Source organism: Sphingomonas sp. NIBR02145, assembly GCF_027359115.1.
Lineage (GTDB): Bacteria > Pseudomonadota > Alphaproteobacteria > Sphingomonadales > Sphingomonadaceae > Sphingomonas > Sphingomonas kyeonggiensis_A.
This window is the reverse complement of record NZ_CP114791.1, coordinates 4,894,547-4,915,434: the sequence shown is the minus strand read 5'-3', so window position 1 is coordinate 4,915,434 and position 20,888 is coordinate 4,894,547. Positions and strand designations below refer to the sequence as shown.

24 protein-coding genes are annotated in these 20,888 nt (G+C 67.3%); 17 read left to right on the top strand and 7 right to left on the bottom strand.

Annotated features, from left to right (window positions below):
- Positions 1–3: 3 nt before the first annotated feature.
- The 11 genes from O3305_RS22690 (at position 4) to O3305_RS22640 (ending at position 9,873) form a co-directional block, all read left to right on the top strand.
- Positions 4–1,014: a PstS family phosphate ABC transporter substrate-binding protein gene (locus tag O3305_RS22690; RefSeq protein WP_269574536.1), complete on the top strand. Its 1,011-nt coding sequence runs from the start codon at positions 4–6 to the stop codon at positions 1,012–1,014.
- On the top strand, positions 1,014–2,390 hold the full coding sequence (pstC, locus tag O3305_RS22685) for a phosphate ABC transporter permease subunit PstC (protein WP_269574535.1): 1,377 nt from the start codon (positions 1,014–1,016) through the stop codon (positions 2,388–2,390). The genes O3305_RS22690 and pstC overlap by 1 nt, the downstream gene beginning before the upstream one ends.
- A complete protein-coding gene (gene pstA, locus O3305_RS22680) occupies positions 2,383–3,684 on the top strand; it encodes a phosphate ABC transporter permease PstA (protein ID WP_269574534.1) in 1,302 nt (433 codons plus the stop codon). Before pstC ends, pstA begins: the two co-directional genes overlap by 8 nt.
- Positions 3,684–4,460, top strand: a complete 777-nt coding sequence (gene pstB / locus O3305_RS22675; RefSeq protein ID WP_184169361.1) for a phosphate ABC transporter ATP-binding protein PstB — start codon at positions 3,684–3,686, stop codon at positions 4,458–4,460. The genes pstA and pstB overlap by 1 nt, the downstream gene beginning before the upstream one ends.
- Before the next feature lie 11 nt (positions 4,461–4,471).
- Positions 4,472–5,173: a phosphate signaling complex protein PhoU gene (gene phoU / locus O3305_RS22670; protein ID WP_184169363.1), complete on the top strand. Its 702-nt coding sequence runs from the start codon at positions 4,472–4,474 to the stop codon at positions 5,171–5,173.
- 16 nt (positions 5,174–5,189) lie between these two features.
- Positions 5,190–5,882, top strand: a complete 693-nt coding sequence (phoB, locus tag O3305_RS22665; RefSeq protein WP_184169365.1) for a phosphate regulon transcriptional regulator PhoB — start codon at positions 5,190–5,192, stop codon at positions 5,880–5,882.
- Positions 5,883–6,157: 275 nt separating this feature from the next.
- The gene (locus O3305_RS22660; RefSeq protein ID WP_269574533.1) at positions 6,158–6,451 is read left to right on the top strand and encodes a hypothetical protein; all 294 of its coding nucleotides are present in this window, start codon (positions 6,158–6,160) and stop codon (positions 6,449–6,451) included.
- A 112-nt stretch (positions 6,452–6,563) separates the two neighbouring features.
- Positions 6,564–6,974: a Fe-S oxidoreductase gene (locus O3305_RS22655; RefSeq protein WP_269574532.1), complete on the top strand. Its 411-nt coding sequence runs from the start codon at positions 6,564–6,566 to the stop codon at positions 6,972–6,974.
- A gap of 181 nt (positions 6,975–7,155) precedes the next feature.
- Positions 7,156–8,049 (top strand): SDR family NAD(P)-dependent oxidoreductase, encoded by an 894-nt coding sequence (locus O3305_RS22650; protein WP_269574531.1) that lies wholly within the window; start codon positions 7,156–7,158, stop codon positions 8,047–8,049.
- 195 nt (positions 8,050–8,244) lie between these two features.
- A complete protein-coding gene (locus tag O3305_RS22645; RefSeq protein ID WP_269574530.1) occupies positions 8,245–9,354 on the top strand; it encodes a hypothetical protein in 1,110 nt (369 codons plus the stop codon).
- 57 nt (positions 9,355–9,411) lie between these two features.
- Entirely contained in the window at positions 9,412–9,873 is a 462-nt protein-coding gene (locus O3305_RS22640; RefSeq protein WP_269574529.1) for a nuclear transport factor 2 family protein, read from the top strand.
- Between the two features lie 86 nt (positions 9,874–9,959).
- On the opposite strand, the gene O3305_RS22635 is transcribed toward O3305_RS22640, so the two are convergent.
- Positions 9,960–10,850 (bottom strand): EamA family transporter, encoded by an 891-nt coding sequence (locus tag O3305_RS22635; protein ID WP_269574528.1) that lies wholly within the window; start codon positions 10,848–10,850, stop codon positions 9,960–9,962.
- Positions 10,851–10,959: 109 nt separating this feature from the next.
- Between O3305_RS22635 and O3305_RS22630 the strand changes: the two genes are divergently transcribed.
- Positions 10,960–11,445 (top strand): Lrp/AsnC family transcriptional regulator, encoded by a 486-nt coding sequence (locus O3305_RS22630; RefSeq protein WP_269574527.1) that lies wholly within the window; start codon positions 10,960–10,962, stop codon positions 11,443–11,445.
- A 123-nt stretch (positions 11,446–11,568) separates the two neighbouring features.
- Here the strand turns inward: O3305_RS22630 and O3305_RS22625 are convergent, their stop codons facing one another.
- Together O3305_RS22625 and epsC are read right to left on the bottom strand one after the other, a co-directional pair.
- A complete protein-coding gene (locus O3305_RS22625) occupies positions 11,569–11,907 on the bottom strand; it encodes a DUF2794 domain-containing protein (RefSeq protein ID WP_269574526.1) in 339 nt (112 codons plus the stop codon).
- Positions 11,908–12,597: a serine O-acetyltransferase EpsC gene (epsC, locus tag O3305_RS22620; RefSeq protein WP_269574525.1), complete on the bottom strand. Its 690-nt coding sequence runs from the start codon at positions 12,595–12,597 to the stop codon at positions 11,908–11,910.
- A gap of 156 nt (positions 12,598–12,753) precedes the next feature.
- Here epsC and O3305_RS22615 point away from each other — a divergent pair, with 156 nt between their 5' ends.
- The 5 genes from O3305_RS22615 to O3305_RS22595 all read left to right on the top strand — a co-directional run bounded on the left by O3305_RS22615 (position 12,754) and on the right by O3305_RS22595 (position 17,415).
- Positions 12,754–13,515: a sulfite exporter TauE/SafE family protein gene (locus O3305_RS22615; protein ID WP_269574524.1), complete on the top strand. Its 762-nt coding sequence runs from the start codon at positions 12,754–12,756 to the stop codon at positions 13,513–13,515.
- A 214-nt stretch (positions 13,516–13,729) separates the two neighbouring features.
- Entirely contained in the window at positions 13,730–13,912 is a 183-nt protein-coding gene (locus O3305_RS22610; RefSeq protein WP_269574523.1) for a hypothetical protein, read from the top strand.
- Between the two features lie 149 nt (positions 13,913–14,061).
- Positions 14,062–14,625, top strand: coding sequence for an alkyl hydroperoxide reductase subunit C (gene ahpC, locus O3305_RS22605; protein ID WP_269574522.1), 564 nt, complete (start codon positions 14,062–14,064; stop codon positions 14,623–14,625).
- A 105-nt stretch (positions 14,626–14,730) separates the two neighbouring features.
- Entirely contained in the window at positions 14,731–16,308 is a 1,578-nt protein-coding gene (gene ahpF / locus O3305_RS22600) for an alkyl hydroperoxide reductase subunit F (RefSeq protein ID WP_269574521.1), read from the top strand.
- 201 nt (positions 16,309–16,509) lie between these two features.
- Positions 16,510–17,415, top strand: coding sequence for a hydrogen peroxide-inducible genes activator (locus O3305_RS22595; protein WP_184169395.1), 906 nt, complete (start codon positions 16,510–16,512; stop codon positions 17,413–17,415).
- A 25-nt stretch (positions 17,416–17,440) separates the two neighbouring features.
- On the opposite strand, the gene O3305_RS22590 is transcribed toward O3305_RS22595, so the two are convergent.
- From O3305_RS22590 to O3305_RS22575, 4 genes are all read right to left on the bottom strand, one after another.
- The gene (locus tag O3305_RS22590; RefSeq protein ID WP_269574520.1) at positions 17,441–17,875 is read right to left on the bottom strand and encodes a molybdenum cofactor biosynthesis protein MoaE; all 435 of its coding nucleotides are present in this window, start codon (positions 17,873–17,875) and stop codon (positions 17,441–17,443) included.
- Positions 17,872–18,123 (bottom strand): molybdopterin converting factor subunit 1, encoded by a 252-nt coding sequence (moaD, locus tag O3305_RS22585; protein WP_269574519.1) that lies wholly within the window; start codon positions 18,121–18,123, stop codon positions 17,872–17,874. Before moaD ends, O3305_RS22590 begins: the two co-directional genes overlap by 4 nt.
- Positions 18,123–18,674, bottom strand: coding sequence for a CDP-diacylglycerol--glycerol-3-phosphate 3-phosphatidyltransferase (gene pgsA / locus O3305_RS22580; protein WP_184169400.1), 552 nt, complete (start codon positions 18,672–18,674; stop codon positions 18,123–18,125). Before pgsA ends, moaD begins: the two co-directional genes overlap by 1 nt.
- A 175-nt stretch (positions 18,675–18,849) precedes the next feature.
- Positions 18,850–20,871, bottom strand: coding sequence for a glycoside hydrolase family 97 protein (locus O3305_RS22575; protein ID WP_269574518.1), 2,022 nt, complete (start codon positions 20,869–20,871; stop codon positions 18,850–18,852).
- Between the last annotated feature and the right edge of the window lie 17 nt (positions 20,872–20,888).

Genomic DNA, 20,888 nt, shown 5'->3' with positions numbered 1-20,888 from the left:
CTCGTGGCGACCGCGCTGACGCTGACTGCCTGCAACGGCAACAGCGCGCGGGAGATCCGCGTGGTCGGCTCGTCGACGGTCTATCCCTTCACCACGGCGGTGGCCGAGGCGTTCGTCAACCAGGGCAGCGGGCACCGCGCGCCGGTGGTCGAATCGATCGGCACGGGCGCGGGGCTGAAGCGCTTCTGCGAGGGCGTGGGCTGGCAGTTCCCGGACATCGCCAACGCCTCGCGCCGGATCAAGAAGACCGAATATGCCGATTGCCAGCGCAACGGCGTGGGCGAGATCATCGAGGTGCAGATCGGCATCGACGGAGTCGCGCTGGCCGAGGCGAACAACGGCCCGAAGCTGACGCTCAGCAAGAAGGACGTGTATCTGGCGCTGGCGGCGCATCCGTTCGGCAAGGACAGCAACCCGGCGCGGACCTGGCGCGACGTAAACCCGTCGCTGCCCGCGATCCCGATCCAGGTGATGGGCCCGCCCTCGACCAGCGGCACCCGCGACGCGCTGGTCGAGCTGGTGATGGAGCCGGGCTGCGCCGAGGCCGATCCCGCCGTCCACGCGATGAAGACGGCGAAGGACACCAGCCCGTACGACAATCGCTGCAAGCGCATCCGCGACGATGGCCCGTACATCGACAAGGGCGAGAACGATAATCTGATCGTCCAGGGGCTGGCGCAGAACCCCAATGCGATCGGCGTGTTCGGCTATTCCTATCTCGAGGAGAATGCCGACCGGCTGCACGGCGTGCCGATCGACGGCGTGGCGCCGAGCTATGCGACGATCGCCGACGGCAGCTATCCGGGCGCGCGGCCGCTGTTCCTCTATGTGAAGAAGCGCCACCTGCGCGCGGTGCCCGGGCTGGCCGACTTCCTGAAGCTGTACGGCACGATGTGGGCGCCGGGCGGCAAGCTCTCGCGGCGCGGGCTGATCCCGGCGCCGGACGCGGTGCGCGCGCACGCGCTGGCGATCCTCGAGCAGCGCACGCCGCTCGATCCGGCGGGGCTGCACTGATGAACCCGCTCGCCCTCCTTTTCCTGATCGCCGGGCTTGGCCTGATCGGCTGGCTGACCGGCCGCGCCCGCGCCCAGCGGATCGATCGCGGTGGCGCCAAGCGGCTCCATTCGCTGCCCTCGCAGCATGGCTGGTATGTCGCGACCTGGGCGGTGCTGCCCGCCCTGCTGTTCGTCGCGGTCTGGGCCTCGCTCTCGCCGAGCCTGGTGCGCGACGCGGTGCTGGAGCATCCGGCGGCGAAGCAGCTGCCCCAGTTCGAGTTCGAGCGCGACGCGCTGCTCGCCGAGGCGAAGCGCGTGGCCGAGGACCCGGACGCCAAGGCGTTCGATCCGCTGGCCGCCGAGCTCGCCCCGGCGACCCGCGCGGCGGAGAACCGCTACAACTGGATGGGCAGCGCGATGGCGATCCTGCTCGCCTTTGCCGGCGGGCTGTTCGCCTGGTCGCGGATCCGCGCGCAGCTGAAGGCGCGCAGCCAGGTCGAGCGGATCGTGATGCTGCTCCTGCTGGTCGCCTCGCTGATCGCGATCCTGACCACGCTGGGCATCTTCCTGTCGCTGCTGTGGGAATCGCTGCGCTTCTTCGAGCAGGTGCCGATCACCGACTTCCTGTTCGGCACGCATTGGAGCCCGCAGGTGATCGAGGCATCGGACCCCGGCAAGTCACTGGGCGCGGTGCCGTTGTTCTGGGGGACCTTCTTCATCGGCGCGGTGATCGCGATGCTGGTCGCCATCCCCTTCGGGCTGATGAGCGCGATCTATCTGACCCAATATGCCGCCCCCCGGGTGCGCGCCTGGATGAAGCCGACGCTGGAGATGCTCGCGGGCGTGCCGACCGTGGTCTACGGCTATTTCGCCGCGCTGACCGTGGCGCCGGCGGTGCGCGACCTGGCGGTGCATCTCGGCATGCCCTTCGCTTCGTCCGAGAGCGCGCTGGCAGCGGGTCTGGTGATGGGCGTGATGATCATCCCGTTCGTCTCCTCGATGGCCGATGACTCGATCGCCGCGGTGCCGACCGCGATGCGCGACGGCAGCCTGGCGATGGGCGCGACGCACAGCGAGACGATCTCGCGGGTGCTGCTGCCCGCCGCGCTGCCCGGCGTGGTCGCGGGCGTGCTGCTCGCCGTATCCCGCGCGATCGGCGAGACGATGATCGTGGTGATGGCCGCCAGCGGTGCCGCCAACATCACGCTCAACCCGTTCGAGAGCGCGACCACCGTCACCAAGCAGATCGTCGACCTGCTGACCGGCGAGGCCGAGTTCGACAGCCCGAAGACGCTGGCCGCCTTCGCGCTGGGGCTGACGCTGTTCGTGATCACGCTGCTGCTCAACATCGTCGCGCTGCGCGTCGTGAAGAAATACCGGGAGGCCTATGAATAAGCCCGCCCCCGAGGCCGTGCAGTCCCGCGCGCCGACCGACTGGAAGACCGCGGCGATGCAGAAGCGCATCCGCCGGCGCTATGCGCGCGAGCGGCGCTTCAAGCTGTTCGGGATGATGGCGGTGATCCTGTCGGCCGCCTTCCTCGCCTTCCTGCTGTTCACCATGGTGACCAATGGCTGGCGCGGCTTCACCCGCACCGAGATCGCGCTGCCGCTCGACTTCCCGGCGATGGCGATGAAGATCGATCCCGCCCAGCTCTCCACCCCGGGCGCCAATCTGGCGCTGGCCGGGGCGGAACTGGAGGACAAGGTCTCCAACGCCGCGCTCGCCGCCTATGGGCCGCAGAGCGTGCCGGTGCTGTCCGATGTCGCCTGGCTCAAGGTGCGCGAGGCGCTCAAGGCCGATCCGTCGCTGCTCCATCAGAAGAAGCTGCTCTGGGTGCCGGCCTCGACCCAGGTCGAGCAGGGGCTGCGCGGCAATGATGCCGCCGCGGCACCGCTGGCACGCAAGCTCAATGCCGCGGGCAAGCTCCACACCGGGTTCAACGCCGGCTTCTTCAGCGAATCGGATTCGACCGATCCGGTGGCGGTGGGCATCTGGGGCGCGTTCAAGGGATCGCTGCTGACCATGGCGGTGACCTTCCTGATCGCCTTCCCGATCGGGGTGCTCTCGGCGATCTATCTCGAGGAATATGCCCCGAAGAACCGCTGGACCGACCTGATCGAGGTTTCGATCAACAACCTGGCGGCGGTGCCCTCGATCATCTTCGGCCTGCTCGGGCTGGCGGTGTTCCTGGGCAGCTGGAGCCTGTTCGGGATGCGGGTGGGGCCGCTGCTGCCGCGCTCGGCCGCCTTGGTGGGCGGCGTGACCCTGGCGCTGATGATCATGCCCGTCATCGTCATCGCCAGCCGCAACGCGATCAAGGGCGTGCCGCCGTCGATCCGCGACGCCGCGCTGGGCATCGGGGCGAGCCGGATCCAGGTGGTGTTCCACCATGTCCTCCCCCTCGCCATGCCCGGCATCCTGACCGGCACGATCATCGGCATGGCGCGTGCGCTGGGCGAGACCGCGCCGCTGCTGCTGATCGGCATGCGCGCCTTCATCGTCACCCCGCCGGGCGGCTTCACCGACCCCGCCACCGTGCTGCCCGTCCAGATCTTCCTGTGGTCCGACGAAGTCAGCCGCGGCTTCGTCGAGAAGACCAGCGCCGCGATCCTTGTCCTGCTGGTGTTCCTGCTCGCCATGAACGGGCTCGCCATCTATCTTCGCAACAAATTCGGGACCCGCTGGTGATGACCGACGCCCACCCTGCCCCGCACAAGATGTCCGCGCGCGGCGTCAGCGTGTCCTATGGCGACAAGCAGGCGATCCGCGACGTCTCGATCGATGTCGACATGGATCATGTGACGGCGTTCATCGGCCCGTCGGGCTGCGGCAAGTCGACCTTCCTGCGCACGCTCAACCGGATGAACGACACCATCCCGAGCGCGCGGGTGACCGGCGAGATCACGCTGGACGGCGAGGACATCTATTCGTCGGACATGGACGTGGTGCAGCTGCGCGCCCGGGTGGGCATGGTGTTCCAGAAGCCCAACCCCTTCCCCAAGTCGATATACGAGAATGTCGCCTATGGCCCGCGCATCCACGGGCTGGCGGCTTCGAAGGGCGCGCTGGACGGGATCGTCGAGCAGTCGCTGCGCCGCGCCGGCCTGTGGGACGAAGTGAAGGACCGGCTGAACGACAGCGGCACCGCGCTTTCGGGCGGCCAGCAGCAGCGGCTGTGCATCGCCCGCGCGATTGCCGTGGACCCCGAAGTGATCCTGATGGACGAGCCCTGCTCGGCGCTCGATCCGATCGCCACCGCGAAGATCGAGGAGCTGATCCACGAGCTCAAGGGGCGCTATGCGATCGTGATCGTGACGCACAACATGCAGCAGGCGGCACGCGTCAGCCAGAAGACCGCCTTCTTCCATCTCGGCCAGCTGGTCGAATATGGGGACACCGACAATATCTTCACCGCCCCCAGGCAGGAGCGGACGAAGGATTACATCACCGGCCGGTACGGCTAGGAGTACCCATTATGTCGACCGGCCAGGAACATACGGTAAAGGCGTTCGATCAGGACATCGGGCAGCTGCGCGCGCTGATCTCGCAGATGGGCGGGCTGGCCGAGCAGGCGATCGAGGACGCGATGCTGGCGCTGTCGCGCGGCGATGCCGAGCTGGCCGACGAAGTGCGCAAGAAGGACAAGCAGATCGACGCGATCGAGGCCGAGCTGGAAAAGCTCGTCGTCCGCGTGATCGCGCTGCGCGCCCCGATGGCCGACGATCTGCGCGAAGTGATCGCCGCGCTCAAGATCGCCGCGGTGATCGAGCGGATCGGCGACTATGCCAAGAACATCGCCAAGCGCGTGCCGCTGATCCATGCCGAGGGCGAGGAGCGGATCGAGGTCGTCTCGATCCTGCCGTCGATGGGCCAGCTGGCCGCGGACATGGTGCACGACGTGCTCGACGCCTTTTCGGCCCGCGATGCCGAGGCCGCGGTGCGGATCTGCGCCCGCGACAACGCGCTCGACGATTTCTACGACTCGATCTTCCGGACGCTGGTGACGTTCATGGTCGAGAATTCGAAGACGATCAGCCAGGTGGCGCACCTGCTGTTCGTGGCGAAGAACCTGGAGAGGATCGGCGACCACGCAACCAATGTGGCCGAGATGGTCTATTTCGCGGCGACAGGCGAATACATGGCCGAGCGCGAGACCGGCGCGGCCGGGACGAACTGAGCGGATTGGGGAACATATGGCCCGAGTGAAGATGCTTCTCGTCGAGGACGACGCCGCGATTGCGGAACTGGTCGCCTATCATTTCAAGCGTGAAGATTATGAGGTGAAGCACACGCCCGACGGCGAGGAAGCCCTGCTCCTCGCCAAGGAAGCGACGCCCGACATCGTGCTGCTCGACTGGATGGTCGAGGGGCTGAGCGGGATCGAGGTCTGCCGGCGCCTGCGCCGCATGCCCGAGACGGCGAACGTGCCGATCATCATGCTCACCGCGCGCGGCGAGGAAGAGGATCGCGTGCGCGGGCTCGAGACCGGGGCGGACGATTACGTCACCAAGCCCTTCTCCCCGCGCGAGCTCGTCGCCCGGGTCGGCGCGGTGCTGCGCCGCGTGCGCCCGGCGCTGGCCGGCGAGGCGCTGACCTATTCGGACATCGAGATGGACACGGTGGGCCACAAGGTCCGCCGCGGCGGCGAAGTGGTGCAGCTGGGGCCGACCGAGTTCCGCCTGCTCAAGCACTTCCTCGAGCATCCGGGCTGGGTGTTCTCGCGCGAGCGGCTGCTCGACGCGGTGTGGGGGCATGACAGCGACATCGAGAGCCGCACGGTGGACGTCCACATCCGCCGCCTGCGCAAGGCGATCAACCATGGCAACCGGCCGGACATCATCCGGACGGTGCGCTCGGCCGGGTACGCGCTCGACGCGGGGAATTGAGGAATAGCCGTCATCCCGGCGAAAGCCGGGATCTCGTGCGGCTCTTTTCCCGACTCCTCACTTCGTCATTCCCGCGCAGGCGGGAATCCATTGGCACTGACGCGGCGCTTCTTTCGACAAGCCAGCCAGAATGGATCCCCGCCTGCGCGGGGATGACGGCGGGTGTGCGGAGGAGAGCCCTTCCACATGAACCCGATTTAACGAAACCAACCCCTCCCCCTCGCGTTGCTGGAACCGGGCGTAACGATCTCGCCCGGTTTCAGGAGACGCACCCCATGAAGCTCCTTGTCATGGCAGCCGCGCTGACGCTGGTCGCCGGCGCCGCGCAGGCACAGACTTCGGCGCAGAAGGCCGAATCCCCGACCAACAACGACGCGAGCAAGCTCGGCGGCTATGCGCCGGCCGCGCCGCTGTTCAGCACCGGCACCACGCCGCCGCCGGGCACCCAGGTGGTGTTCGTGCCGAGCACCCAGACGCCGACCCAGGCCTTCCCGCCGCCGGCACCGAAGGAAAGCTACCCGATCTGCAAGCGCGGCCAGTTCGACGGCTGCCGCCAGCGCGGCGGCTGAGCGCGGCCAAATCCCCTTTTTGCGGGATGGAATGTGCCGGGTGCGCAACGTCGCACCCGGCACATGCGTTTCGGGAGGGAAGCGGGTGGGGTGACAGAGAGGAATGCTCACAATGAAGTTCATGCTTTTGGCCTCGGCCGCCCTGGCGCTTGGTGGCACCGCCATCGCGCAGGACATGCCGCAGACCGCCCCGCAGACGGCGCCGGCCCCGACTCCGCCGGCACCGCCCGCCCCGCCGGCCGACGCACCGCCGCCGCCCCCCGACGCGCCTGCGGCGCCTGCCGACCCGGCTGCGCCGCCGCCGCCGGCGACCAACCCGCCGCCCGCCGCTCCGGCCGCGCCCGCTGCTCCGGAAACCACCCCGACGCCTCCGGCTCCGCCCGCGCCTCCGGCAGCTCCCCCCGCATCGCCGCCCCCGCCGGCGGCCGATGCAGCCACCGCCGCGGCGCCGGCACCTTCGGACCCGAAGAGCTATCCGCGCTGCTCGAAGACCATCAAGGATCATTGCCGCCAGTCGCGGTGATCTGTTTAGAACCGGCAGGGGCCTGATGCCTCTGCCGGTTCGTCCCTTGGGGAGAGTTGGACCCTGGAACAAGTTCAGGGTGACGGAGGGTGGGATCGCGTCGCATCCCTCCGCTAGCGGTTGTTGCGGCTTGTCTCCCCCTCCTCGCCCTGCCTAAGCTCTCCGCAAAGGAGAGACCTGCATGACCATCGACTTCAAGGACCGCGTCGCCATCGTCACCGGCGCCGGCGGCGGGCTGGGCCGTGCCTATGCGCTCGAACTGGCGAAGCGCGGCGCGAAGGTGGTGGTGAACGACCTGGGCGGATCGCGCGACGGCACCGGCCATTCGGACGCGGCATTGAAGGTGGTCGAGGAGATCGAGGCGCTGGGCGGCGAGGCGATGTCGAACGGCGGCAGCGTCACCGACTATGCCCACATGGTCGCGATGGTCGAGGCGGCCAAGGCGAAATGGGGCCGGATCGACATCCTGATCAACAATGCCGGCGTGCTGCGCGACAAGAGCTTCGCCAAGATGGAGCCGGAGGACTTCAAGTTCGTCGTCGACGTCCACCTGATCGGCTCGGCCAACTGCACCAAGGCGGTGTGGGAGACGATGCGCGAGGCGAATTACGGCCGCATCCTGATGACCGCGAGCTCGACCGGGCTGTTCGGCAATTTCGGCCAGGCGAATTACGGCGCGGCCAAGCTCGGCCTCGCCGGGCTGACCAAGACGCTGTACCTGGAGGGCGCGAAATACGGGATCAAGGTCAACACCATCGCACCGGTGGCGGGCACGCGGATGACCGAGGACCTGTTCCCCGAGGAAGCATTCAAGGCGTTCGCGCCTGAGAATGTCGCGCCGGCCGCCCTGTTCCTGGTGAGCGAGGACGCGCCGACCAACCAGATCGTCGGTGCCGGCGGCGGGGTAGTCCAGGCCGCCTATGTGACGCTGACCCAGGGCGCCAGGCTGGAAGCGCTGACGCCCGAGGCGGTGCAGGCGCAATGGGCGCAGATCACCGACCGGACGGGCGAGATCGTCCCCGGCTCGGGCAGCGAGCAGACGATGCTGATTTTGAGCCGGTTGCAGAAGGGCTGAGCTTTCCCCTTCCTTCGTCATTCCCGCGCAGGCGGGAATCCATTGGCACTGACGCGGCGCTTCTTTCGAGAAGCCAGCCAGAATGGATCTCCGCCTGCGCGGGGATGACGAAATAGAGAGGAAGGGCACACCGCCTTACCGTATTGTTTCACTAACACACATATGGTATATCCTCCCCAACAGGAGGAGACTGCCATGTACAGCGAAAGCGATCTGGCCAGTGCCGTGGAAGCGGGGGCGCTTTCCCCCGCAGCCGCCAATGCGCTGCGCAATTACGTCGCCGAGCGCCGGTCGGCGCCCGCGGTGGACGAAGAGCATTTCAAGCTGCTCACCGGGTTCAACGACATCTTCGTGGCGATCGCCGCCGCGCTGATCCTGGTTGCCGCGGCGCGCATTGGCGCATTCTTCGGCGAGATGCTGATCGGCCCGGGACCGGAGCCGCGCATCGTCGGCGGCAACATGATCGGCGGTGGGCTCGCCGTGGCCGCGTCGAGCTGGATGCTCGCCGAGTATTTCACCGCCAAGCGCCGGATGGCGCTGCCGTCGATCCTGCTGCTGTTCGGCTTTGTCGGCGGCGTGGGCGCGGCGCTGTCGGGCATCTTCGCCGCGAACCTGCCCTGGATCGAGGAGCAGCTGCACCTGGCCACCGACCTGCAGCGCCAGCAGGTCGGCGCTGGCGTCGCCGCGATCGTCGGCCTGCTGACCGCGCTCGCCACCTGGATCCACTGGAAGCGCTTCATGGTGCCGATCACGGTCGCCGCCGGCGGGCTGGTGATCGTCGGCATGGGCGTGGCGATCGTGCTCGCGCTGGTGCCGAACGCGAAGGACTGGGTGAACGAGATGCTGCTCGTCGCCGGCGTCGCGATGTTCTTCTTCGCGATGCGCTGGGACATGACCGACCGCGAGCGCCGCACGCGCCGCTCGGACGTGGCCTTCTGGCTGCATCTCGCCGCGGCGCCGCTGATCGCGCACCCGGTGTTCCACATGCTCGGCGTGTTCGACGGCGAGGTTACCGGCCCGGTCGCCGCGGTGGTGATCGCGCTCTACATCGCCTTCGCCTTCGTCGCGCTGGCGGTGGACCGGCGGGCGCTGCTCGTCTCCAGCCTGATCTATGTGCTGTGGGCGATGTACGCGCTGTTCCAGGCGACCGGTGCGGTCGAGCTGGCGGCGGCGCTGACCGCGCTGGTGATCGGTTCGGCACTGCTGCTGCTCTCAGCCTTCTGGCAGCCGGTGCGCCGCATCGTCGTCGGCCTGCTCGGCGGGCTGGAGGAGCGGCTGCCGCCGACCCAGCTGGTGACCGCCTGAGTTCCCTGGAGGCCCGGGGTTCGCGCCCCGGGCCGATACTCTCGATCAGGATATTGCATGATGCCCTGTCTGACGCTGGCCCTGTTGCTCACCACCCCCGCCCCGCAGGCGGATGCCCCGCTGGTCGAGCTGGTCGGCAAGTTCGTCGAGGCCGAGCGCGCCTATGACCAGGAGAAGATCGCCAACCTGGTGACCCAGGATTATGCCGAGGTCTCGCCGCTGGGCGATGTCGACACGCATGACGAATTCCTGGGCTTCTATGCCGCGGACAAGAAGCGGCCGGTGCCGGTGACCAGACTGAGCGATCCGCTGGTGCGCGAATATCGCGATGCCGCCTCGATCATCGTGCGGCTGTCGTTCGACCTGCCCGGCGCGCCGGCGCAACCGCCACGGACCGTGTCGATGCGGGCGAGCTTCCTGGCGGTGCGCGCGGGCGGCACCTGGAAGATCGCATCGGCGCACTACACGCCGATCCGTCCGCCGGCGCCGCCTGCCCCGCCGCAGCCGCCTGCGCCCTGACCTTACTTGGGAGGAAGCGCGGTCCCCAGCCCTGCTTCCGACACCACTCCCCTCCCGTGCCCCCCGGCGCGGGAGGGGTTTTTCGTTCAGGGCTGCTCGATCGCGGTGCCGGGACGCGCACTCATCGCGGTGCCGACCGAGGAGAGGACGATCAGGCACACCGCCAGCCACTGCACGCCGCTGAGCACTTCGCCGAGCAGCATCAGCCCCATCAGCGCACCGACCGCGGGCTCGGCGCTGAGCAGCGTGCCGAAGGTGTTGGCCGGGAGCCGGGGCAGCGCGATCATCTCGAGCGCATAGGGGATCGCGCTGGAGACGATGCCGACGAGCAGGCCGAGCATCAGCACCTCGGGCCGGAGCAGCGCGGTGCCGGCGTGGAGGATACCGACCGGTGCGGCTAGGCAGGCGGCGATCAGCATGCCCCCGGCCGCGGCGGCGGGCCCGTGCGCGGCGCCGGCATGGCGGCCGGTGAGGATGTACGCCGCCCAGCAGGCACCGGCGACCAGCGCGAGGGCAACGCCGCGCCAGTCGAGATGCGCGGCGCCCTTCCAGATCGGCAGCAGCAGCGCGAGGCCGAACACCGCCAGGCCGATCCACAGGAAATCGATCCTGCGCCGCGAGGTGAGCACCGCGACCGCGAGCGGCCCGGTGAACTCGACCGCGATGGCGATGCCGAGCGGGATGTAGGACAGCGCCTTGTAGAAGCTGAGGTTCATCACCCCGAGCACGAGGCCGTAGCCGAGCAGCGAGCGCCAGCCGGCGTCGAGCCGGATCCGCCACGGGCGAAAGATCGCCGAGAGGATCACCGCCGCGAACATCAGGCGCAGCGCGGTGGCCCCTTCGGGGCCGACCAGCGGGAACAGCTTCTTGGCGAAAGTCGCGCCCATCGTCACCGACAGCAGCGACACGAACAAGGCGGACAGCGCGACAAGATCGATGCGCGGCGAAGCGGGCCGCGGGGCAGCGAAAGCGGACATCGGGACACTCGAAAATGCGGGGTGGTGGCTTCAGGATAGGGATTTGCCGCGATAAGGGCGGTTTATTTTGGCACTTATGCGATAAAGTTTATCGACCTAGGCTCGAAAAATGACGAAGATTGAACCGCTCGATTCGTTCGACCGCAAGCTGCTCGAGCTGCTGCAGGTTGATGTGCAGCAGCCGGTGGCGGCGCTGGCCGAGAAGGTCGGGCTTTCCGCCCCCGCCTGTTACCGCCGCATCCGGCGGCTGCGCGAGACCGGGGTGATCGAGCGCGAGATTGCGGTGGTGCATCCGAAGACTTTGGGCTGGCCGCTGTCGATGATCGTGCTGGTAACGCTGGAACGCGAAACCGCCGACACGGTGAGCGAGATGTTCGAGATCTTCCGCCGCGAGCCCGAAGTGATGGAAGCGTGGAACGTCACCGGCGACCATGATTTCGCGGTACGGATCATCGCGCGCGACATGGAGAGCTATGACGACCTGGTCCGCCGGCTCTTCTCCGCCGACGAGCGGGTGCGGACGTTCGAGACTTTGGTGGTGATCCGCGAGACCGGGGGAATGAGCCCGGTGCCGGTGGGATTGGGGGGTAGCTGAGGCCAAGGCGCTCCGAGCCACATCCCTCGTCACCCTGAACTTGTTTCAGGGTCCAACGCGCCTCTAGCGATATCGCCGGTGGAGCGTTGGATGCTGAAACAAGTTCAGCATGACGGAGTCGCCCTATTCCTCCACGAGCTTCATCAGCCGGCGCTCGACCGGGGCGAGCACCGGGCCGAGCTCATGCCCGCGCTTGAGGATCATGCCGCTTTCGTTGACCAGCGCCCACATGCCCTGGCGGTTGCGCAAGGCGGGGCGCTTCTCGATGCGGAATTCGGGGCGTTCGGCGGCGCGGCGGAAGGCGGCGAAGATCGCGGCGTCGAGATCGAACGACATCGCATAATCGCGCCAATGGCCGGCGGCGACCATGCGGCCGTAGAGATCGAGGATTCGGGAGAGCTCGGGGCGCTCGAAGCCGACCTGGCCGGGGCGTCCAAGGGGGAGCGGGGTTACGGTGCCCATCTACGCGCTGTCGCGCTGCTCCCCTTCGGTGCGGCGCTCGGCGAGCACGGCGTCGAGCCGCTTGCGCATCGCCTCCAGCTCGCAGCGCATCAGTTCGAGCTTCTGGGTCTGCGGATCGAACAGGTCGCTGCAGGGCGTGCCATAGGGCACGAAATCCTTCTGCCACTTCTCGGCCTCGACCAGGGTCGGCTTGGCGGGGATGCCGACCATCACCGCGCCGGGCGCGACGTCCTTGGTGACCACCGCATTGGCGCCGACACGCGCGCGCTCGCCGACGGTGATCGGGCCGAGCACCTGCGCGCCCGAGCCGAGGATCGCACCGTCGAGCAAGGTCGGGTGGCGCTTGCCGGCCACACCATTGTCCGGGCTGGTGCCGCCCAGGGTGACGCACTGATAGATGGTGACGTCGTCGCCGATCTCCGCGGTCTCGCCGATCACGACAAAGCCGTGATCGATGAAGAAGTTGCGGCCGATCTTCGCGCCCGGATGGATGTCGATCGCGGTCACGAAGCGCGACCAGTGATTGACCACGCGGGCGAGGAAATAGAGGCGATTGCGGAACAATGCGTGCGCGATGCGGTGATAGCCGAGCGCCCACACGCCCGGATAGAGCAGGATTTCCGCGCGCGATCGCGGCGCGGGATCGCGCGCCTTGATCGAATCCAGATACGCCAACAGGCGCTGAAACATGGCCGGTCCCCTTTTATCGGGTGTCCACATAATAGCTAAACCCACGGAATTCCAGAATGGCCCATTCTGCGCTTGGCCGCACTAAAGCCGATGTATCTTGTTGGAACGTTCCGGTGCCGTCATCCATTCCATCCCGGCCCAACCTTCAAGGTGCGAATGATCTTTGGAATCGACCTGAGCCTCCTGCTGCCGTTCATCGCGGTGGGATTCGCCGCCCAGATGGTGGACGGCGCGCTGGGCATGGCCTTTGGCGTGATCTCCAATACCCTGTTGCTGAGCCTGGGGGTGCCGCCCGCGGCGGCCTCTGCCGGCGTGCACACGGTGGAGACCTTCACCACCGCCGTATCGGGCATCAGCCATGCGGTGCACAAGAATGTGAACTGGAAGCTGTTCCTGCGCATCGCCGTGCCCGGGGTGATCGGCGGCGGGCTGGGCGCCTATGTGCTGTCGAACATCGACGCCGGCACCGCCAAACCCTTCATCCTCGCCTATCTGACCGCGATCGGCTTCTACCTGCTGTGGCGCAGCCGCCATTATCCGCCCAAGGAGAAATCGCCCAAGATCGTCGAGCCGCTCGGCCTGGCCGGCGGCTTCCTCGACGCGGCGGGCGGCGGCGGCTGGGGGCCGGTGGTGACCAGCAACCTGCTCGTCCAGGGCGCCTCCCCGCGCACGACGATCGGCACGGTCAACACCGCCGAGTTCTTCGTCACCACGACGATCTCGGCGACCTTCATCACCCAGCTCGGCTGGGGCGCCTTCACCCTGGCGACGGTCGGCCTGCTGGTCGGCGGCGTGATCGCGGCGCCGTTCGGCGCGCTGCTCGCCAAGCGGGTGGAGCCCAAGACGCTGATGCTGATGGTCGGCATCGTGCTGACGCTGACCAGCCTGTACAATCTGTACCTGGCGGTGGGGCGGTAGGGTCTTCACTCCCCACCCTGGAAGGGAGGGGTCGGGGGTGGGTCGATGTACGCGATATGGCTGGGTTAAGCCTTAGGCGACAGTATCGCCCGGCTTCCACCCACCCCCAGCCCCTACCTTCCAGGGTGGGGAGCTTGAGACTTTACGCCTTCCTTACGCCCTCCCCCATCTTCCCTCTCGAAGCTTAACGCCGATCCGCCCCACATCCCCGCGCATGTGGGACAGCAGCAGGAACAGCCGCCACGGGCGGATACGGCGCATCGGCGCTCCCGAAACCGGATGGCAGCGGCGCTGGGGCCGGATCGTCGACTGGCTCGGCGCGCGGCGGCCGCTTGACCTGATCCTGGGCTGCATGATCGTGATCACGCTGATCTCGATGATCGCCCGCGCCGTCTGATCGGTTTTCCAGAAATCCAGTCGATCAATCGATGCCGCTTGATCGATTAAAGCGATCACCCCGAACGGGCTTTCCAATTTCACATTGCAGTGCAGCGGCCCTATCTCGCCATTGCAACAACAACCCCCGTTCTGGAGGAATACCAAGCAATGGCTCTCATCGGCAGCACCATCAGGCCGTTCACCGCGCAGGCCTATAAGGAAGGCAAGTTCGTCCAGGTCACCGACGCGGACACGAAGGGCAAGTGGGCGGTGTTCTTCTTCTACCCGGCGGACTTCACCTTCGTGTGCCCGACCGAGCTCGAGGACCTGGCGGACATCTATCCGCAGCTCCAGAAGATGGGCGTCGAAGTCTATTCGGTCTCGACCGACACGCACTTCAGCCACAAGGCCTGGCACGACACCTCGCCGGCGATCGGCAAGATCAACTATTACATGCTCGGCGACCAGAACCACGTGCTGTCGACCAACTTCGACGTGCTCCGTGAGGGCCAGGGCCTGGCCGATCGCGGCACCTTCGTCGTCGATCCGGAAGGCGTGATCCAGCTGGTCGAGATCACCAGCGAGGGCGTGGGCCGCAACGCGGCCGAGCTGCTCCGCAAGATCAAGGCTGCGCAGTACATCGCCGCGCATCCGGGCGAAGTCTGCCCCGCCAAGTGGGAAGAGGGTGCCGAGACGCTGGCTCCGTCGCTCGACCTGGTCGGCAAGATCTGATCCCCCAGGCGCCCGTTAGCCCCCTTGCGGGCGCCCATGCGGCCCGGGACGGCAATCAACTTCTGTCCCGGGCCGTTTTGTATCTGAATTAGTGGAGTTTCTGCCATGCTCGACGCAAACCTGACCCAGCAGCTCAAGGGCTATCTCGCGAACATCCGGGAGCCGATCGAGCTGGTCGCCAGCCTCGGTGACGATGCCAAGTCGCGCGAGCTGGAGGAGCTGCTCAATGAAATCGCCGCACTTTCGGACAAGGTCTCGGTCGTCCGCACCGATGACGATAGCCGCAAGCCGAGCTTCCTGATCCACCGCACCGGCACCGATATCGGCGTGCGCTTCGCGGGCCTGCCGATGGGGCATGAGTTCACCTCGCTGGTGCTCGCTTTGCTCCAGGTCGGCGGCCATCCGAGCAAGGCGGCGCAGGAGCTGATCGAGCAGGTGAAGAACCTGGACGGCGACTATGTCTTCGAGACCTATTTCTCGCTGACCTGCCAGAACTGCCCGGACGTGGTGCAGGCGCTGAACCTGATGGCGGTGCTCAACCCGCGCATCCGCCATACCTCGATCGACGGCGGGCTGTTCCCGGCCGAAGTCGAAGAGCGCAAGGTGATGGCGGTGCCGACCGTATTCCTGAACGGCGAGCCCTTTGCCAGCGGCCGGATGGAACTGGAGCAGATCGTCGCCAAGATCGACAGCGGTGCCGAGAAGCGCACCGCGGCCAAGATCGCTGGCAAGAATCCGTTCGAAGTCCTGGTGGTGGGCGGTGGCCCGGCCGGTGCTGCAGCTGCGATCTATTCGGCGCGCAAGGGCATCCGCACCGGCATCGCCGCGGAGCGCTTCGGCGGCCAGGTGCTCGACACGATGAGCATCGAGAACTTCATCTCGGTGAGCCACACCGAAGGCCCGAAGCTCGCCGCGCATCTGGAGCAGCACGTCAAGGAATATGACGTCGACATCATGAACCACCAGCGCGCTGCGAAGCTGGTGCCGGCCCGGCATGAGGGCGGGCTGCATGAGGTCGTGTTGGAGAATGGCGCGAGCCTGAAGGCGCGCACCGTGATCCTTTCCACCGGCGCCCGCTGGCGGACGATGGGCGTGCCCGGCGAGGAGGAATATCGCAACAAGGGCGTGACCTATTGCCCGCACTGCGACGGCCCGCTGTTCAAGGGCAAGCGCGTGGCGGTGATCGGCGGCGGCAATTCCGGCGTCGAGGCCGCGATCGACCTGGCCGGCCTCGTCGCGCACGTCACGCTGATCGAATATGACAGCCAGCTGCGCGCCGACGCGGTGCTCCAGCGCAAGCTGGGCAGCCTGCCCAACGTCAAGGTCATCACCTCGGCGCTGACCACCCAGGTGGACGGCGATGGCGAGAAGCTGACCAGCCTGACCTACAAGGACCGCAACCACGGCACCGTGCATCAGGTCGAGCTTGAAGGCATCTTCGTGCAGATCGGCCTGGTGCCGAACACCGAGTGGCTGAAGGACGCGATCGCGCTGTCCAACCGCGGCGAGATCGAGATCGATGCGCGCGGCGAGACCAGCCAGCCGGGCATCTTCGCGGCGGGCGACTGCACCACGGTGCCGTACAAGCAGATCGTGATCGCGATGGGCGCAGGCTCGACCGCGGCACTCTCGGCATTCGACTATATGATCCGCCTGCCGGACGAGCTCAGCGAGGCGGCGTAACCTCTAAATCCTCCCCGAGCTTGTCTCGGGGAGGGGGACCAGCCGCAGGCTGGTGGAGGGGCGGCGAAGCCGGCGGTGTGCCACCGCCGCCCCTCCACCCCTCGCTTCGCGAGCGGTCCCCCTCCCCCAGCAAGCTGGGGGAGGATTTGTTTTATCGCCTGGCTCACTATATACCCGCCATACAATCGACACAGGCGATCAATGGCGCAGACCACCTACCTCCCCACGCTCAAGCAGCTCCAGTATCTCGTCGCATTGAAGGACCATGGCCATTTCGGCCGGGCGGCGGAGAGCTGCTACGTTACCCAGTCGACACTGTCGGCGGGCATCCGCGAGCTGGAGACGCTGATCGGCGTGGTGCTGGTCGAGCGGACGCGGCGGGTGGTGCGCTTTACGCCGCTGGGCGAGCGCATCGTCGACAAGGCGCGGCGCGTGCTGCGCGAGGCGGACGAGCTGGGCGACCTGGCCCGGGCCGCCGGGCGGCCGCTCTCCGGCGAGATGCGAATGAGCGTGATCCCGACGATCGCGCCCTTCCTGTTGCCGCGCATCCTGCCCAAGCTGCGCAGGGACTATCCCGACCTGAAGCTCTATCTGCGCGAGGAAACCAGCGGCCAGGCCTGTGAAGGGCTGCATCATGGCCGTACCGACTGCGTGCTGCTCGCTTTGCCCTATGCGTGCGGCGACGTGGAAACGGCGCCGCTGTTCGACGACCGGCTGTTCGTCGCCTATCGCGAAGGCGAGATGGATCCGAGCGCCTCGATCCGCCCGGCCGAGATCGACGAGACGCGGCTGCTGATGCTCGAGGACGGGCATTGCCTGAAGGAACATGCGCTCGCCGCCTGCAACCGGCCGGAGATGCGCGCCGAGGCGACGATGATGGGCACCTCGCTGCACACCATGGTGCAGATGGTCGACAATGGCCTTGGCGTGACGATGCTGCCCGAGATGGCGGTGGATTCGGGCATCCTCGACCACACCCAGGTGGCGGCGCGGCCGCTGGAGGCGGACAATGCCTCGCGGCGGATCGCCCTGGTGTGGCGCAAGGCTTCGCCGAGGGAACGGGACTTCCGGCTACTGGCGGACGTGCTGGCGGAGGCCCGGCCCTGACCTCCCTCTCCTTACGGGAGAGGGATTACCACTTGGCCGCAGCCGCCTCGTCGCTTGCCCGCGCTTCGACCCAGCTCGCATCCTCCCCCCGCCATTCCCGCTTCCAGAAGGGGGCGTCGGTCTTGAGCCGGTCGATCAGGTATGCGCAGGCCTCCAGCGCCTCGCGGCGATGCGCGGCGGCGGTGCCGATGAAGACGATACGCTCGCCCACCGTCATCCGGCCGACGCGGTGGAGGATCGTCACGCCGAGCAGGTTCCAGCGGTCCATCGCCGCCTCGGCCAGGGTGCAGAGCGCGTCCTCGGTCATGCCGGGATAGTGTTCGAGTTCGAGCGCGGTGATGCCGTCGCCGCCGCGGACCACGCCGGTGAAGCTCGCCACTCCGCCCGCGCCGCGCTCCTCGAGCGCCGCCAGCTCCAGTGCAAGCTCGATCGGTGCGGGATCGATCGAGACGCGGATCATCCGCCGGTCACCGGGGGGAAGAGCGCGACTTCCTTCGCCCCGTTCAGCGGCGTGGCCAGCGGCACGAAGCGCTGGTCGATCGCGGCGCGCAGCCTGGCCGGATCGGCAAAGGCAGCGGCGTGGCCGGGGCTGCGCGTGGCCAGCCAGCCGACCAGATCGGCAACCGTCTCCACCGCCTCGGGCGGGTCGACCTGCTCCTGCCCCACCCCCACGGCCTCGCGGACCCAGGCGAAGTAGAGCAGGTCCATCACGTGTCCATGTGCCGCAGGCCGACGCGCAGATAATCCCAGCCGGTGATCAGGGTGAGCGCGGCCGACACCCAGAAGGCCGCCAGCGCCGCCTGCCACAGCCACGCATAGGGCAAGGCGCCGACCAGGATCAGCCCGCCGAGCGAGACCAGCTGCAGCGTCGTCTTCCACTTGGCGAGCCGCGATACGGGAAGCGAAACCTGGATGCCGCCCAGGAACTCGCGCAGGCCGGAAACGGCGATCTCGCGCACCAGGATCACCAGCGCGGGGATCAGGTGCAGGTCGGTGATCACTCCGCGGCCGGCGAGGATCAGCAGCACCGCGGCGACCATGATCTTGTCGGCGATCGGATCGAGGAACACGCCGAGCTTCGACACCGTGCCCTGGGCGCGGGCGAGATAGCCGTCGAAATAATCGGTGACGCCCATCAGGCAGTAGATCGCGAAGGCGATGCCGTAACCCAGCCGCCATTCCGGCCACCAGAGAAACGCCGCGAGCAGCGGCACCGTGATGATACGCGAGAGCGTAAGGATATTGGGCAGCGTCAGCATTTGGCAGGCTCTACCACCGCACTTACCCTTCCGTCATCCCCGCGGAAGCCAGTACCATCGACAGGCAAAGCCGTTCCCCGGCGAAAGCCGGGGCCCAGGGTAACAGAGCGACACGGTAGAGAAACCCTGGACCCCGGCTTTCGCCGGGGAACAGCATGGCGGGAAGCCGCGTAGCCTACTTCACCAGCTTGAACCGGATCGCCTGGCCGCCGCCCGGCGCCAGCACGAGATCGAGCGTGTCGGCGCTCGTCACCATGCGCTTCTCGATCGTGTAGGCGACCGGCTTCTTCACATAGTCGGCATCCGCCGCATCGCGGTAGATCTGCGCCTCGTAGCGCTTGCCCGGCGCGAGGAAGTCGAGCTTCACCGGCAACACACGCGCCGTCTCGTCGGTGATCGCGCCGAGATACCAGTCCCCGCCCCCGCGCGGCTGGCGGGCGACGACGACATAGTCGCCGATCTCCGAAGCCAGCGTCCGCGTCGTCTCCCAGTCGGTCGGCACGTCGCGGATGAACTGGAAGGCATCGAGATGCTTCTCGTAATTTTCGGGCAGGTCCGCCGCCATGTGGATCGGCGAATAGAGCACGACATATTCGGCGAGCTGTGCAGCGAGCGTCGACTGGTTGCGCTCCGTCAGCAGCGTCTTGCCATGCTCCAGGTCGAAGATGCCGGGCGTGAAGTCCATCGGCCCCGCGAGCATGCGCGTGAACGGCAGGATCGTGAGATGCTCGGGCGGGTTGGTCGGGCGGCCCCAGGCGTTGAACTCCTGCCCGCGCGCGCCTTCGCGGCTCACCCAGTTGGGCCAGGTGCGGCGCAGGCCCGTGTCCTTGACCGGCTCATGCGTGTCCATCGTGATGTGGCGCTTGGCCGCAGCCTCGATCACCTTCAGGTGATGCTGGACCATGAACTGGCCGGCGAACCATTCCTTGCCACCCTCGCGATCGAGGATATCGCCCGAATGGCGGACATAGCCGGTCTTCACCGACGGCACGCCGACCTTGGCATAAAGGTCGAGCGCGTCCTCGAGCTGGTTCTCGTAGTTCACCACCGCGCCGGCAGTCTCGTGATGGCCGATCAGGTGGACGCCCTTCGACCTAGCATAGGCCGAGAGCATCGGCAGGTCGAAATCCGGGTACGACTTGGTGAAGCTGAACTTGTCGCCATTGGCGATCCACTCGCCGTCCCAGCCCTGGTTCCAGCCTTCGACGAGCACGCCGTCGAACCCGTATTTCGCGGCGAAATCGATGTAGCGCTTCACATTGTCGTTATTGGCGCCGTGGGTCGGGCCGCTGCCCCAGGTGGTGCGGTTGAGATGCATCTCCCACCAGACGCCGACATATTTGCCCGGCTTGAACCACTTCTGGATATCCGGAAGCTTGCTCGGCTCGTTGAGGTTGAGCTCGATCCGGCTGTCGGCCAGCGCGCCGGGCGTGGTGCCGATCAGGATCGTGCGCCACGGCGTGGAGAAGGGCCCGGTCTTCTTCGCGCCGACGCCGTCGGGCCAGGGCATCAGCCAGGCGGTAAGCGTGCCGGCGCCGTTGCCCTGGAGCAGCATGCTCGGGAAATCGACCAGCGCCGCTTCGTGGAAGGACAAATACAGCCCGTTGCCGCCCTTCAGCGTCAGCGGGGTCTCGGCCAGGGTGATGCGGCGCGCGTCGGTCTGGGTGTAGAGATATTCGTCGCGCTCCTGGCCAAGCCCTTCATACCACCAGGCCTGGTACGCGCCCTTCGTGCGGAACTGGGTGCGATCGGCGGTGACGCCGACCTGCTCGCCCGCCGGAATGCCGGCATAGGAATAGCGGAAACCTACCCCGTCATCGAAGATGCGGAAGGTGACCTGCATCGCCTTGTTGAGCGCGGTGTCCCCCGTGATCGTCACCGCCAGCTCGCTGTGATTGTCGCGGACCAGCCGCTGCTCGCCCCAGGGCTGCTCCCAATTGCTGTCCGAGGCCGAGCGGCGGGCATCGGTGATCGCACTGTAGCGCGCCGCCGGTTCCCCTGCGAAGCTGAGGCCCAGCGCCGAGGGAGCGATCACCACCGTGTCGCCGCGCTTCACTTCGTAGAGCGCCTGCCCGCCTTCGACCGAAACACAGACTTCGAGCGTCTTGCCCGGCGACTGGGCGCATTCCCGATCCGCCGCGAAGGCAGTGCCGGGAAGCGCAAGGGCAAGCAGGGTCACGAGGGTACGAGAGGTCATTCGGGGTCTTTCCTGTG

Coding starts and splice junctions, on each gene's coding strand:
- pstC (WP_269574535.1), top strand. CDS start 1,014: ATGAACCCGCTCGCCCTCCTTTTCCTGATCGCCGGGCTTGGCCTGATC.
- pstA (WP_269574534.1), top strand. CDS start 2,383: ATGAATAAGCCCGCCCCCGAGGCCGTGCAGTCCCGCGCGCCGACCGAC.
- pstB (WP_184169361.1), top strand. CDS start 3,684: ATGACCGACGCCCACCCTGCCCCGCACAAGATGTCCGCGCGCGGCGTC.
- phoU (WP_184169363.1), top strand. CDS start 4,472: ATGTCGACCGGCCAGGAACATACGGTAAAGGCGTTCGATCAGGACATC.
- phoB (WP_184169365.1), top strand. CDS start 5,190: ATGGCCCGAGTGAAGATGCTTCTCGTCGAGGACGACGCCGCGATTGCG.
- O3305_RS22660 (WP_269574533.1), top strand. CDS start 6,158: ATGAAGCTCCTTGTCATGGCAGCCGCGCTGACGCTGGTCGCCGGCGCC.
- O3305_RS22655 (WP_269574532.1), top strand. CDS start 6,564: ATGAAGTTCATGCTTTTGGCCTCGGCCGCCCTGGCGCTTGGTGGCACC.
- O3305_RS22650 (WP_269574531.1), top strand. CDS start 7,156: ATGACCATCGACTTCAAGGACCGCGTCGCCATCGTCACCGGCGCCGGC.
- O3305_RS22645 (WP_269574530.1), top strand. CDS start 8,245: ATGTACAGCGAAAGCGATCTGGCCAGTGCCGTGGAAGCGGGGGCGCTT.
- O3305_RS22640 (WP_269574529.1), top strand. CDS start 9,412: ATGATGCCCTGTCTGACGCTGGCCCTGTTGCTCACCACCCCCGCCCCG.
- O3305_RS22635 (WP_269574528.1), bottom strand. CDS start 10,850: ATGTCCGCTTTCGCTGCCCCGCGGCCCGCTTCGCCGCGCATCGATCTT.
- O3305_RS22630 (WP_269574527.1), top strand. CDS start 10,960: ATGACGAAGATTGAACCGCTCGATTCGTTCGACCGCAAGCTGCTCGAG.
- O3305_RS22625 (WP_269574526.1), bottom strand. CDS start 11,907: ATGGGCACCGTAACCCCGCTCCCCCTTGGACGCCCCGGCCAGGTCGGC.
- epsC (WP_269574525.1), bottom strand. CDS start 12,597: ATGTTTCAGCGCCTGTTGGCGTATCTGGATTCGATCAAGGCGCGCGAT.
- O3305_RS22615 (WP_269574524.1), top strand. CDS start 12,754: ATGATCTTTGGAATCGACCTGAGCCTCCTGCTGCCGTTCATCGCGGTG.
- O3305_RS22610 (WP_269574523.1), top strand. CDS start 13,730: ATGTGGGACAGCAGCAGGAACAGCCGCCACGGGCGGATACGGCGCATC.
- ahpC (WP_269574522.1), top strand. CDS start 14,062: ATGGCTCTCATCGGCAGCACCATCAGGCCGTTCACCGCGCAGGCCTAT.
- ahpF (WP_269574521.1), top strand. CDS start 14,731: ATGCTCGACGCAAACCTGACCCAGCAGCTCAAGGGCTATCTCGCGAAC.
- O3305_RS22595 (WP_184169395.1), top strand. CDS start 16,510: ATGGCGCAGACCACCTACCTCCCCACGCTCAAGCAGCTCCAGTATCTC.
- O3305_RS22590 (WP_269574520.1), bottom strand. CDS start 17,875: ATGATCCGCGTCTCGATCGATCCCGCACCGATCGAGCTTGCACTGGAG.
- moaD (WP_269574519.1), bottom strand. CDS start 18,123: ATGGACCTGCTCTACTTCGCCTGGGTCCGCGAGGCCGTGGGGGTGGGG.
- pgsA (WP_184169400.1), bottom strand. CDS start 18,674: ATGCTGACGCTGCCCAATATCCTTACGCTCTCGCGTATCATCACGGTG.
- O3305_RS22575 (WP_269574518.1), bottom strand. CDS start 20,871: ATGACCTCTCGTACCCTCGTGACCCTGCTTGCCCTTGCGCTTCCCGGC.